At 71.2% G+C, this 11,183-nt stretch carries 21 protein-coding genes; all 21 read left to right on the plus strand.

Annotated elements, in window-relative coordinates:
- Positions 1–130: 130 nt before the first annotated feature.
- The gene (locus ACQEVU_RS44270; protein WP_433334682.1) at positions 131–1,015 is read left to right on the plus strand and encodes a hypothetical protein; all 885 of its coding nucleotides are present in this window, start codon (positions 131–133) and stop codon (positions 1,013–1,015) included.
- Complete coding sequence (locus ACQEVU_RS44275; RefSeq protein WP_433334684.1) at positions 1,012–1,275, plus strand: hypothetical protein; 264 nt, start codon at positions 1,012–1,014, stop codon at positions 1,273–1,275. The genes ACQEVU_RS44270 and ACQEVU_RS44275 overlap by 4 nt, the downstream gene beginning before the upstream one ends.
- Positions 1,272–1,460, plus strand: a complete 189-nt coding sequence (locus tag ACQEVU_RS44280; protein ID WP_433334686.1) for a hypothetical protein — start codon at positions 1,272–1,274, stop codon at positions 1,458–1,460. The genes ACQEVU_RS44275 and ACQEVU_RS44280 overlap by 4 nt, the downstream gene beginning before the upstream one ends.
- Entirely contained in the window at positions 1,457–2,044 is a 588-nt protein-coding gene (locus ACQEVU_RS44285; RefSeq protein ID WP_433334688.1) for an HNH endonuclease signature motif containing protein, read from the plus strand. The genes ACQEVU_RS44280 and ACQEVU_RS44285 overlap by 4 nt, the downstream gene beginning before the upstream one ends.
- Positions 2,044–2,394 carry a hypothetical protein gene (locus ACQEVU_RS44290; RefSeq protein ID WP_433334690.1) on the plus strand — a complete coding sequence of 117 codons (351 nt, stop codon included), beginning with the start codon at positions 2,044–2,046 and terminating at the stop codon, positions 2,392–2,394. The genes ACQEVU_RS44285 and ACQEVU_RS44290 overlap by 1 nt, the downstream gene beginning before the upstream one ends.
- Positions 2,391–3,269, plus strand: coding sequence for a DUF7221 family queuine tRNA-ribosyltransferase-like protein (locus ACQEVU_RS44295; protein WP_433334692.1), 879 nt, complete (start codon positions 2,391–2,393; stop codon positions 3,267–3,269). Before ACQEVU_RS44290 ends, ACQEVU_RS44295 begins: the two co-directional genes overlap by 4 nt.
- The gene (locus ACQEVU_RS44300; protein ID WP_433334694.1) at positions 3,269–3,889 is read left to right on the plus strand and encodes a hypothetical protein; all 621 of its coding nucleotides are present in this window, start codon (positions 3,269–3,271) and stop codon (positions 3,887–3,889) included. The genes ACQEVU_RS44295 and ACQEVU_RS44300 overlap by 1 nt, the downstream gene beginning before the upstream one ends.
- Entirely contained in the window at positions 3,886–4,989 is a 1,104-nt protein-coding gene (locus ACQEVU_RS44305; RefSeq protein WP_433334696.1) for a hypothetical protein, read from the plus strand. The genes ACQEVU_RS44300 and ACQEVU_RS44305 overlap by 4 nt, the downstream gene beginning before the upstream one ends.
- Entirely contained in the window at positions 4,986–6,632 is a 1,647-nt protein-coding gene (locus ACQEVU_RS44310; protein WP_433334698.1) for a DUF3987 domain-containing protein, read from the plus strand. The genes ACQEVU_RS44305 and ACQEVU_RS44310 overlap by 4 nt, the downstream gene beginning before the upstream one ends.
- 401 nt (positions 6,633–7,033) lie before the next feature.
- Positions 7,034–7,384, plus strand: coding sequence for a hypothetical protein (locus tag ACQEVU_RS44315; protein WP_433334700.1), 351 nt, complete (start codon positions 7,034–7,036; stop codon positions 7,382–7,384).
- On the plus strand, positions 7,381–7,725 hold the full coding sequence (locus ACQEVU_RS44320; protein WP_433334702.1) for a hypothetical protein: 345 nt from the start codon (positions 7,381–7,383) through the stop codon (positions 7,723–7,725). The genes ACQEVU_RS44315 and ACQEVU_RS44320 overlap by 4 nt, the downstream gene beginning before the upstream one ends.
- 39 nt (positions 7,726–7,764) lie before the next feature.
- A complete protein-coding gene (locus tag ACQEVU_RS44325; RefSeq protein ID WP_433334704.1) occupies positions 7,765–8,004 on the plus strand; it encodes a hypothetical protein in 240 nt (79 codons plus the stop codon).
- Positions 8,001–8,378, plus strand: a complete 378-nt coding sequence (locus tag ACQEVU_RS44330; RefSeq protein WP_433334706.1) for a hypothetical protein — start codon at positions 8,001–8,003, stop codon at positions 8,376–8,378. The genes ACQEVU_RS44325 and ACQEVU_RS44330 overlap by 4 nt, the downstream gene beginning before the upstream one ends.
- Before the next feature lie 203 nt (positions 8,379–8,581).
- Complete coding sequence (locus tag ACQEVU_RS44335) at positions 8,582–9,148, plus strand: hypothetical protein (protein WP_433334708.1); 567 nt, start codon at positions 8,582–8,584, stop codon at positions 9,146–9,148.
- Between the two features lie 244 nt (positions 9,149–9,392).
- Positions 9,393–9,665 carry a hypothetical protein gene (locus tag ACQEVU_RS44340; protein WP_433334710.1) on the plus strand — a complete coding sequence of 91 codons (273 nt, stop codon included), beginning with the start codon at positions 9,393–9,395 and terminating at the stop codon, positions 9,663–9,665.
- Positions 9,662–9,970 carry a hypothetical protein gene (locus ACQEVU_RS44345; RefSeq protein ID WP_433334712.1) on the plus strand — a complete coding sequence of 103 codons (309 nt, stop codon included), beginning with the start codon at positions 9,662–9,664 and terminating at the stop codon, positions 9,968–9,970. Before ACQEVU_RS44340 ends, ACQEVU_RS44345 begins: the two co-directional genes overlap by 4 nt.
- Positions 9,963–10,241, plus strand: a complete 279-nt coding sequence (locus ACQEVU_RS44350) for a hypothetical protein (RefSeq protein WP_433334714.1) — start codon at positions 9,963–9,965, stop codon at positions 10,239–10,241. Before ACQEVU_RS44345 ends, ACQEVU_RS44350 begins: the two co-directional genes overlap by 8 nt.
- Complete coding sequence (locus tag ACQEVU_RS44355; protein WP_433334716.1) at positions 10,238–10,447, plus strand: hypothetical protein; 210 nt, start codon at positions 10,238–10,240, stop codon at positions 10,445–10,447. The genes ACQEVU_RS44350 and ACQEVU_RS44355 overlap by 4 nt, the downstream gene beginning before the upstream one ends.
- Positions 10,444–10,635 (plus strand): hypothetical protein, encoded by a 192-nt coding sequence (locus ACQEVU_RS44360; protein ID WP_433334718.1) that lies wholly within the window; start codon positions 10,444–10,446, stop codon positions 10,633–10,635. The genes ACQEVU_RS44355 and ACQEVU_RS44360 overlap by 4 nt, the downstream gene beginning before the upstream one ends.
- On the plus strand, positions 10,622–10,882 hold the full coding sequence (locus ACQEVU_RS44365; RefSeq protein WP_433334720.1) for a hypothetical protein: 261 nt from the start codon (positions 10,622–10,624) through the stop codon (positions 10,880–10,882). The genes ACQEVU_RS44360 and ACQEVU_RS44365 overlap by 14 nt, the downstream gene beginning before the upstream one ends.
- Positions 10,879–11,064, plus strand: a complete 186-nt coding sequence (locus tag ACQEVU_RS44370; protein WP_433334722.1) for a hypothetical protein — start codon at positions 10,879–10,881, stop codon at positions 11,062–11,064. The genes ACQEVU_RS44365 and ACQEVU_RS44370 overlap by 4 nt, the downstream gene beginning before the upstream one ends.
- Positions 11,065–11,183: the final 119 nt, after the last annotated feature.

Here is an 11,183-nt window from a genome sequence, read left to right on the forward strand (position 1 = left end):
GAAGGGCGAAAGCCGACTCTCGTGACGAGTCGGCTCTCCGAAGACACCCTCACCGGCAACTTCCCGCCGATCATACCAAGATTCTGATCGATGTCAGGGACGTTGCCCCCGAGCAAAGCGGGAGCACACCTTGACCATCACCGAACGACCCCACGGCTACGCCCGCTACAAGCTTGAAGGCTGCCGCTGCTACACCTGCGCATTCGCCGTCTCCGAATACCGCATCAACCGGCAGAAGCGGATCACCGCCGGCACCTGGCGCCACGACGCCGAGCCCGTCCGCGTCCACCTCCGCTCGCTCGCCGCGGCCGGCATCGGCGCGCGCCGGGTCGCCGAATTGTCCGGCGTGAACCGCTCCGTCCTGCGGACCCTGCTCCGCGGGCGGAAGGAGCGCGGCACCCCGCCGCCGAAGACGACCCGCTACGACATCGCCGAACGCATCCTCGCCGTCGGCCTCGACCACGCCCCCAGCGCCCACGTCGAGGCATCAGGCACTGTCCGGCGCGCCCAGGCTCTCTGCGCGATCGGCTGGACCGTCTCCGCCGTCGGCGAGGCAATCGGCTGGACCGCGCAGAACTTCTGCAACCTCGTCAGCCGCGGCTCGCAGCCGTACGCCGCCATGGTGCTGGCCCGCACCGCGGCAGCGGTCGCCGCCCTGTACGAACGCGAGTCGATGCGGCCTGTCGCCGGGCCCGCCGGTGACGCCGCCCGTGCCCGCGCGAAGAGCCGCGGATGGCTGCCACCGCTCGCCTGGGATGACGACACCATCGATGACCCCGACGCCTTGCCGTGCATCCTGCCGCCCGTCGACGACTCCGACCCGGCCGCCGACAACCGGCTCATCCAGCAGTTCGCCGCCGGGGCCGATGTCAAGCTTCCGTGGCGGGAGAAGCTTGAAGTCGTACGCCGCATGCACGACCGGCCCGTCGAAGAGCTGGCAGGACTGCTCGGCGTCGGCCCCCGCTCCGTATCGACGATGCGTTCGATGCGGCTGCCGCAGAAGCAGGCGGCATGACTACCTACCCGCCCGTGCCGCCCAAGTCGCCATACCAGGCCGGTGACCGCGTCCAGCTGCACGGCTACCCGGGTTACCCGCCCGGTCCGCGCCGCGCCGGCTGGGTCGGCACCGTCACCGGCGGGTTCGGCACCAACGCCCTCTACGTGCGCACCGACGACGGACATGACGCGGTCGAGAACTGGTCGGACCTCACACCCGTTGGCCAGCCCGAACGGACCGCGGCGCGCTGCACCTGCTGCCACGGCGGCGCCGCATGACCGCCCCCGGCACCACCCGCCTCGGTGCGAACGACCTCATGCCCTGTCCCGACGCCCGCCTGCGACACCTGGCCCGCATGGAGGCCTGCGCCACGTGCGGCGTCGAAGGGTCCGTGCCCGAGAACGTGTGGCGGCAGCGGGCCGACATGCAGCACCTGCGCCTCGTGGGGCGGGTGAGCGCATGACCACTACGGTGGCGATCCGCGCCTGCGAAGAGTGCTCCAAACCGCTCGACTTCAGTCACATCAAGTCGGAGAAGGATCGTCGGCTCGCGCAGCGGCGCAACCGGTTCTGTGGAAAAACGTGCTCGAACCGATACGTCGCCCGAAATCGCAAATCCACCTCTTATCGGCACATCACCCCCCGTGGCTACGTGGCGATCTGGATGCCGAATCACCCGATGGCCCAGAAGACGGGATATCTCCTCGAGCACCGACTCGTGATGGCTGAGCACCTCGGCCGGATTCTCCTTCCCGATGAGGTCGTCCACCACAAGAACGAGATCAAGACCGACAATCGCATCGAGAACCTCGAACTACTGGCGAAGCAGGAACACGATCGGCTCCCCAAACCGCCACCGAGGCCGTTCCCCTGCCCGCACTGCAACGGCCTTGTCCAGACGTTCGGTACCTGGGCACGGGTGCGCAAGGCCGTCGCTGTGGGCCCGCCTCCACCCGCGCTGCGACGTCGTACGACTCGTCGATCCGCATCACCGCCGCGGACCGACGGCCAAGAGGCGCTCGACCTATTCGACGGGCTGGTGGCGTGATGACCCAGGTAGCCACCACTGTCCAGCTGCGCAACCCGCGCACCATCGGCCGCTGCCCCCACGGCTCCGAGTCGCGTCTCACCGCGGGCGGCCCGGTCTGCGCCCACAACCCGCCGCCGGAGGTCCAGCCGCTGCGGCCCGCCGGGCACGGGCACGGCCTCGACGGGCCCGTCTGCTCCGAACGCTCGCGCCCGCAGTGCCCCGACCAGGGCGACTATCGGGTGCGCATGTGCGTGCGCTGCGGACGCATAACGGCCCGCATCGACACCGACGGGGCGGCGTGGTGCGGCGGGACGCTGGCCGGCGTCCAGGGCAAGCCGGTGCGGCACCTGGCGGTGGTGGGCGCGTGAACGGCACCTTCTACCTCGGCGTCCACATGCCGCACTGGCTGACCCTCCCGCCCCGCGACCGCGACGGGCAGCCCATCCCGCTGTTCATCTCCCACCGGCGCCTCGCCGGGCGTACCGCGCTGCCCCGCGCCCGCACCAGCTGGGCCCTCGACTCCGGCGGGTTCTCCGAACTGTCCCTGTACGGCGAATGGCGCACCACCCCGCAGGAGTACGTGGCCGCCGTACGCCGCTACGACCGCGAGATCGGCCGGCTGGAGTGGGCGGCCCCCCAGGACTGGATGGTCGAGCCGTTCATGCTCGCCAAGACCGGGCTCACCGTCGCCGAACACCAGCAGCGCACCGTCGCCAACTTCAGGCTGCTCCGCGACCTGTGGTGGGACGCCGAAGACGCCGACCTGCAGGCACTGTGGGGCCGGCCCGACGCTGCGCACACCCGCGACCCCGAGTTCTGCCCGTTCATGCCCGTCCTGCAGGGCTGGACCCTCGACGACTACCTGCGCTGCGTCGACCTCTACGAGACGGCCGGCATCCGCCTGCGGGACTATCCCGTCGTCGGCGTCGGGTCCGTCTGCCGGCGGCAGGCCACCGGCGAGATCGAGGCCATCTTCGCCGCCCTGTCGAACCTCGGCCTGGCCCTGCACGGGTTCGGGGTCAAGACGTCCGGGCTCGCCCGGTACGGGCATCACCTCGCCAGCGCCGACTCCATGGCCTGGTCCTACGACGGGCGGCGCACACCGACACGCTGCGGGTCCGCCACCCACATCAACGAAGCCAACTGCCTGACGTTCGCCCTCGACTGGTACCGCCGGCTCGGCGACATCGGCGAGGACGCCGGCGGGCAGCTTGCGCTCGACCTGTTCGAGGGGGCCGCCTGATGCCCGTCGCGCTCCTGCCCCCCGTCACCACCAGCGGCGGCAACTGGTACGGCCAGACCGCTCTGACGACCGCACCCCGGTACGTCCGCGGCCGGGGCAACAGTCGCTGGCATCGCGTCCGGTCGGCCATCGACAACCCCGCCAGTCATGGGCGCGGGCCGTGGACCACCTACAACTACTGGTGCGGACCGTTCGCCCAGACCAGCGACGACCGCGGACCCCTGTGGCTCGTCGACGACCTGCCGCCCGGCGAGCCCGTCTGCGGCACCTGCGTCGGACGGGCACTCGGCGCCGGCCAGGACGATGTTCCCGCCGGGCTCCCGCCGCTCGTCTTCTCGCCCCGCTGGCAGGCGCCGCCGTCGACCTGTCCCGGCTCCAACCGGCAGAACCTCGTCGAGCCCCTCGACGCGCGGCTCCGCGTCGGCCGGTGCCTCGCCTGCGGCGCCCACGACTCCATCCGCGCCCTCGGCCGCGGCTACAGCAGCTACGGGTGGGGACTCGTCAAACACGCACCCGGGACCGACCTGATCCAGCCGTGTCCGTTCCATGGCTGGCACCGCATCGTCGGCAAGGACGGACGCGCCGCTTGCGACTGCGGCTGGCCGGGAGGTGCGCCGTGACCACCACCATCACCGACCAGATCTGCAGCCTCTACGACCAGCAAGCCGTCCACGACTGGCTCACCACGCTCCACGGACGCAGCACTGGTCAGGTGTGGATCGGCTCCGACCTCGACCGGTTCCGGGGCCGCACCTACGACACCGCCGACCCCGGCTGGGCAGGCCGCGCCACCGACCGCATCACCCGCCTCGACCAGGCCGGCGCCGCCGGCATCTACACCCGTACCACCACGCTCGTCGCCCCGCCCCGCAAAGGCCGCGGCAGCGACCACGACTCGGCCGCCCTGCCAGGCGTCGCCGCGGACCTCGACATCGCCGGGCCCGGCCACAAGACCACCAAACCCCTGCCGCCCGACGAGGCAGCCGTCCGCGACCTCATCGACGACAGCGGGCTGCTCACCCCGTCCCTGTGGGTGCACTCCGGCGGCGGCATGTACGCCTGGTGGCTGCTCGCCGAGCCGGCGCCGATCCGCGACCACGAGCGGGCCGCCGCGTTCACCGACCGGTGGCAGCAGGTCATCGCCGCCGTATCCGCCCGGCACGGGTACACGTACGGCAACGTCGGGGACCTGTCCCGCATCCTGCGCGTCCCCGGCACCGTCAACCGCAAGACCGGCACCGAGCGGCCCTGCCGGATCGTCGAGGACACCGGCCGCCGGTACAGCCTCGCGAACCTCGCCGACAACCTCACCGACGTCTGGCCCGCCATCGCTCCCGCCGCGCCGGTGGCCCCGGCCGTTCCGCGCCGCCCCCTGGCGGCCGGCACCGGCAACCCGGGCATCGACTACGAACAGCAGGTCGACTGGGCCGACATCCTCGAGCCCCACGGCTGGACGTTCGCCTATGAACACGGCCACGCCCGCTACTGGGTGCGGCCCGGCAAAGACCGGCGCGGCGGCATCTCCGCTACCACCGGCCGCGACCCCGCCCGGGACCGGCTGTGGGTGTTCACCGACGCCACCGAGTTTCCGCAGAACACGCCGATGACGAAGTTCGGCGCCTACACGCTGCTCAACTTCGGGGGCACCAGCGCTCACCACTTCGCCGAGGCCGCCCGCGAGCTCCGGCGGCTCGGCTACGGCGGACGGGAGGCGGCGTGACGTACACCGAGGGACTCTGGGACGCCGACGAAGCGGAGTGGGAGGGCCGGGGCAGCAACGTCATCCACCTCTCCGAGCGGCTCGCCGACCGCGTCAACCCGCCGGCCACGCTCCCGGCTGAGCCGGTCATGGGACTCGGCGCCACCCCGTTCGTTGCCGGACGCGGGTACGCGCGCCGCTTCCCGACGCAGACGCTCCCCGAGCCGATGCGGGCCTACTGCCACGACCTCGCCGTACGCAAACAGGTCCCCGTCGACCTGGTCGCGCTCACCATGCTCGGGATGCTCGGCGCTGTTGCCGGACCCCGGATCATTGTCCGGCGCGACCTCGACTGGACCCAGCCGTGCAACCTGTACACCTGCTGCGGACTGCCGTCCGGCGCCGGGAAGTCGCCGACCATCGAGGAGCTGCGCCGCGGCGCTCGGAAGGCGCTCAAACTGCTCACCGAGCGGCACCAGCAGCGCCTCGGTGAGCGGATCGCCGGACTCGAACACGAGGCGGAGCAGCTGTACCGGCAGGCGAACGCCACCGCGCCGACGGCGGCCGGGGCCCGTGAGGCATTCCGGACGCAGGCGAAGGCCAAGGAGTCCGAGGCCGAGAAGCTGCGCACCGAGCCGCCACCCGCGCCGCAGATCATGTTCGACGGTGACATCAGCGTCGAGGCGTTGGCGGCGAAGCTCGCCGCCAACGGCGGGGCCGGCGCGATCGTCGATGACGAGGGCACGTTCCTGCGCATGTTGGGCGGCATGTACAACGGCGGGAAGACCGGCAACCTGGGTCTGGTCCTCGTTGGCTACGACTGCCGCTCCTACGCCCCGGCCCGGATCACCCGGAACTCGGAGCCGATCGACCGGGCCGCGCTGTCGCTGGTCATCGCCCCACAGCCGGGAATCATCGCCGACATGCTCCGCGACCATGCGATGGTCGACGCGGGCGTCATCAACCGGTTCCTGGTGTCGATCCCCGGCGACCTGATCGGCCAGCGTGAGGAACGCCCGGCCACCTACTACAAGGACCTGCCGGCGGAGCGCCCGGACCGGTCGGGCCGCGACTGGTGGTCGGGGCTGATCGCGTCGATCGTCGAGTACGACGTCATCGGCGACACCCCGACTGAGGACGCTCCGACGATCGACCTGACCCGGGCGGCGTTCAAGCGGCACCGGGAGTACGAGCGCGAGTTCGAGGGGCGGCTGCACCCGGCGTCCGGTGACCTGCTCGCTGCGGCGGCGTGGGGGTCGAAGCATCTGGCGCGTGTGATGCGGGTGGCGGCGCTGCTGCACCTGGCCGCCGGCCTGTCGACCGACGACGAACTGTCGGAGCAGGTGATGGAGGACGCGATCACGATCGGCGAGTGGTCGATCGAGCACTTCCTGGCGGCGGGAAAGGCGTCGGGCCTGTCGGAGGAGGCGGGCCGGATCAAGGAGTACGTCGACAACGCCGAGTTCGGTTACGCGCTGCGCAGTGAGATCAACAGGCGGGTGTTCATGAACAAGGCGTCGAAGGCTGCGATGTCGCGGTGGATCGGCGAGCTCATGGAGACGGGCAACTACTCGCTGGAGCAGGTGCCCACGCGCGGACGGCCGGGGTGGGCGGTCTGCCGGGGTGGCGTCAAGCCCAGGACGGGCGATGACGATGCCGCGTAGGGCTCTGGCGGGGGACCTTTTCTCGCACTTTTCTCGCCGTCGCTGCGAGAAAAGTTTTGGCCTTCGCGAGGCTGCGACCTGGGGAAACGCAAGATCGCTCGACTTTTCTCGCTTTTCTCGCTTTTGCGCTAACGAAGGGGTGCGGGTGTGGATCAAGGCCCTCGCGATAATAGAGGTGGTTTTTAATATAGATAGATATATATATTACCAGCTCACACCCCCTACGCCTCACCCCATGATCCATACCCACACTCTCACCCCTGCGCAGAAGCGAGAAAAGCGATAGAAGGTCCGGACCCTCAGCAAAACCGCAGGTCAAAGGCCAGATTTCGCGATCTCCACGCCGCGAGAAAAGTGCGAGAAAAGTGCGAGAAAAGTCCCCGCCCCGGAGGAGAACCCCGATGAGCACCACCACCGACGTCATCGCCGCCTTCCAGCCATGCCCGACAGGCATGGAAGCGCACTACGTCACAGCCAACGGCGAACACTTCACCCGGCCCGTCCTCGGCTGGCTCACCGTCGACGAATGCGACACCGACTCCAACGGCGACGCCCTCGCCAATCCCGACGTCCGGCCATACCGCCGGATCGTTGCCGGAGTCCTCAGCGAAGCCGAGATCGAGGCGGCCGACAACGACTCCACGTTCTGGCACATCACGTACCCCGGCGAGCCGGGGCCAACCACAGAGGAGATCGCCGCCCAGGCGGCCAAGACGCGAGACTGGATTGAGCGCCCCAGGGGTGCCGCATGATGCCGACCTGGGACGAATTCACCAACGCCGAGCCCCGGCTCACCGCGGTCCTGGAAGCTGCCGTCGCGCTCCTCGGTCACAGCGACGAATGCCACGCCGAAACCGTCTACGTCATGGCGAAACCCCTCATCGGCTGGCTCGTCGGCCCCCAGCGCGGCCGGGCGCCCCGCAACGGCCTCCGCGCCGTACCCGCTGGCACCCGCCTCTGGGCCATGGCCACCGTCGCCCGCGAATTCCAAGCCACTCCCTCGTGGCTCGACAGCAGCCACGCCTACGACCACGCCCGGGCTCACATCAACGAACTGCTTCACCAGGTCCAGCAGCAGCGCGAAGCAGCCTGACCCGCCCGTCCCTGGCACCACAAACCCGAAGGAGAACCGATGCCCGACCCTCGAGACCCGCGCCCCGACTGCGAACGCCACGGCTGCGGCCCAGCGATGGGCTGGGCTGCCTGGACCCACACCGACGACTGCAAGCGCGAGTACGCCGCTGCCCAGCACCAGACGTGGCCGGCGCGCGCGAACGCCGAGGCACCCGAGCACCGCGCCGCCCGGCAGCGCACCGAGGACGAGCGGGCGGCCCTCACCGAGCCGGCGTACGGCCTGCGGGAGCTGTCATGACCGCCTGGCACATCGGCCGGGCATGGTCCGGCACTGAGATCGAGGACGGCTGCCCGTGCCCGAAGGCGCCGTGCGGGCTTGTCGACCAGGCCGCGCTGAAGGTCGGTGAGGCGTGCCCGCAGCACCTCGTCAACAAGACGATCCGGCAATCGCATCCCGCCGACGCCTGTCCGGGGCGTCGGGCCGAGGACGTGGACCGGCTCGCCCGCGAGCAGGCCGAGGAGCGGCGCCGGCGCAACGCCGAGCTGGTCGCGAAGCTGGGGCTGCTGAAGCCGGAGGTGATCGCGGCGTCGCTGCGGGAGGCCGAGGACCTGCGGCGGGCGCGGCTGGCTGAGCGGGCCGGGCAGCTCGACCTCGGGGGCGCTTCGTCGTGAGCGAGGTGGGGGGCGGTCCGATCCGCGAGGGAGGTGGGGATCGGTATGTCGGAGAGCGGTCGAGGCGCTGGCCGGACGGGCGTCCGCTGTGCGGGGCGAAGAAGAAACGCGAGGAGGGCTTCTGTACGTGGACGGCCGGTCAGGGCACGTCACACCTGGGTCGCGGACCCTGCGAGCGCCACGGTGGGAACCTTCCGTCCCACGTGATCGCGGCCGAACGCGCTGAGCTTGCCGCGACGGCCGCCCGCTATTCGGTGCCCCGGCACATTCACCCGCTGGAGGGGCTGCTGGAGCAGTACGCGTTCCGGATGGGCGAGGTGGCGCACCTGCGCGAGTTGGTGAACGCCCTGCCGGCGGAGGCGCTGTTCTGGGGTGTCGAGTCGGAGACGGACCGCCGCTCGCCGGATGGGGAGGACGGGGAGCGGCTGCGCACGGGGACGGCGGCGGAGTTCGAGCGGAAGTCGAAAGCCGGGCCGAACGCGATCTTGGAGCAGTACGACAAGGCACAGGCGGCGGCGGAGAAGCTGGGCCTGGACATCATCCGTGTGGGCCTGGAGACGGCGGCGCAGAACCTGGCGGGCCGGCTTGCCGGGCAGCTCGGTCCGTTGCTCGACGGGCTGATGGCGGCGTGCGCGGCCGAGGCGGCCCGGTTCGCGGGTCTGTCGGAGGCGGATGCGGGTGTGCTGGCCGCCTCGTTCCGTCCGCTCGCGGTGGAGCGGATCGCAGCTTTCGCGGGGGCTCGGACGGTCGACGGGACGGTGGCGGCGTGACGGCCTCAGCGCTCCCGGGGACGCGTTTGGTGACCCGACCCACGCCCGGCGCGTTTTCGGGCCGAAGCGGTCGGCTGACGGACCCCGCAAAGCCACGCCCGCTCGAACCGGCCCAGCGGCATGCCCACCACCGGTCCTCAGATAGCGATTCCCGGCCCGCACGCCGAGCCAGGACGCGAGAAACGGCCACGGTGGTCCGCGGCCAAGCAACCCCCATTCCCGCGCAGCCCGAAGGAGACTCCCGATGACGACCACGACCCCCGCGAACTTCACCGCCGCCGGCACCCGCGCATTCGAGGACCTGCCGCACTCGTGCCGCTGCGGCACCCGCTGGTCCGGGTCGAACACCACGCACTGCGGCACCTGCCACAACTTCGTGGGCACCGGCGTCGAGGCCTTCGACCGGCACCGGCGTGGCGGACGCTGCAACCCGCCCGCTGACGTTGGCCTCGTGCTGATCCCGGGCCGCGCCTACGAGGTGTGGGGCACCCGGTCGGCCGAGGGCGAGGCGGCATGACTGAGCAGCCCATCGGCCCGACGGCCTGGTTCGACCAGTTCCCGGTCGCCCTCTCCGGCGTCAAGGGCAACGACCAGTGGTGCGCTCGCCACTGGGCGCCCTGCCCGATCCTCGGCGCGAACGGTCTCGGCGCCGCCACGGAGCTGATCTCGGTCTTTCTCCGGGAGGTCGCCTCGGCGAAGACCCCTGACGGACTCAACGCCGAGATGCAGCGCGTCGGCAAGCTCTGCTGCACCCTCGGCGACGAGCGGATGTACGAGATCTGGGGGCACTGGCCGCCGACCGGGGATGGTGACCGTGACTGAGCCCCGCATCGTCCGCTGCCAGTACGGCCAGGACCCGCACCCGATCGACGACGAGTGCGTCAACGTCACCGACGTGTGGACCGACGCGCAGCTCGAGGCCGGCCTGCGCCGCGTGTTCGCGGCGGTCGACGGGCCGCCGCCGAAGGTCGAAGCCCGGCCCGGCTTTGGCCCGGGCTTTGGGGGCGGTGACAGCGGCGACGGCGCCCTCAAAGGGGATGCCCGGCCGACCTGGGAGAACCCGGCCTCCGAGGCATCCGGCGGTGACCGGTGAACGCCGAGCCGTGCCGCCACTGCGGCCGAACGTCGCACGGCTTCGCCTGCTGCGGGCTGATCTTCGCCGACGAGCCGGGCGGCTGCCCGACCGACCACAGTGCCGACCTCGGCGCCAAGCCGCACCGGGCGCCGGTCAAGGGCCAGTCCGGACCCGCCCGCCCACTGCGCGCCCCGCGCCGGATCGAGCCGAGGGGGCATCGATGACCACCATTCTGCGCCGCGCTCTCCGCTGGCTCGGCGAGTTCTTCGACCTCGTCGAACCGGAGCCTCCCCGGCTCAACTGCGGCTGTCTCCGCAACGACCGCGCCCGGTTCGTCTGCCCGTGCGGCCATGACGCCTGCGAGCAGCACCGGGCCCACACCTGCCGGGAGGCCGCCGATGCCGTGCGATGAGCCGTTCGTGCCCCGCCCCCGATCCGCCGCCGACGACCTCCGCCCGGGCGAGGTGCCGCGCGCCGACGTCGAGCACCTGATCGCCCGGGTGCTGCACGAGCAGTCGTGCGGCGACGAGAACTACGCCGGCGACCCGCAGGTGGCCGCCGCTGACCGGGCCGGCCACGCCTGGGACGCCCGTGCCATCTGCGACGCGCTCGCCGAGCGCGGCTGGATCGTCCACCGCACCGACAGGAGAGACCGATGACCACCATCACCGCCGGCGAGATCCAGGACGGCATGCTCGACCTCGCCTACGTCCGCCTCGACACGCCGCTGGTCGACCCCGACCCGGAGACCATGTCGATGCTGGACAGCGTCATGAGGCGGCTATTCGACCCCGCCGAGCGGGAGCTGCTGACCGTCTCGGCCTTTTCGAGTGCGCTGTGAGCATCGACAAGGCCGGCGCGGCGCGAATCCCGCCGCCGGCGACGGTCCTGCCGCCCCCACCCCCGCCGTCGACCGGCAGGCGGGACCTACGGCCGTTCGTGGCCGTCGACCCAGCGATG

The sequence above is a fragment of the Dactylosporangium sp. CA-139066 genome (assembly GCF_050936175.1).
Taxonomy (GTDB): Bacteria; Actinomycetota; Actinomycetes; order Mycobacteriales; family Micromonosporaceae; genus Dactylosporangium.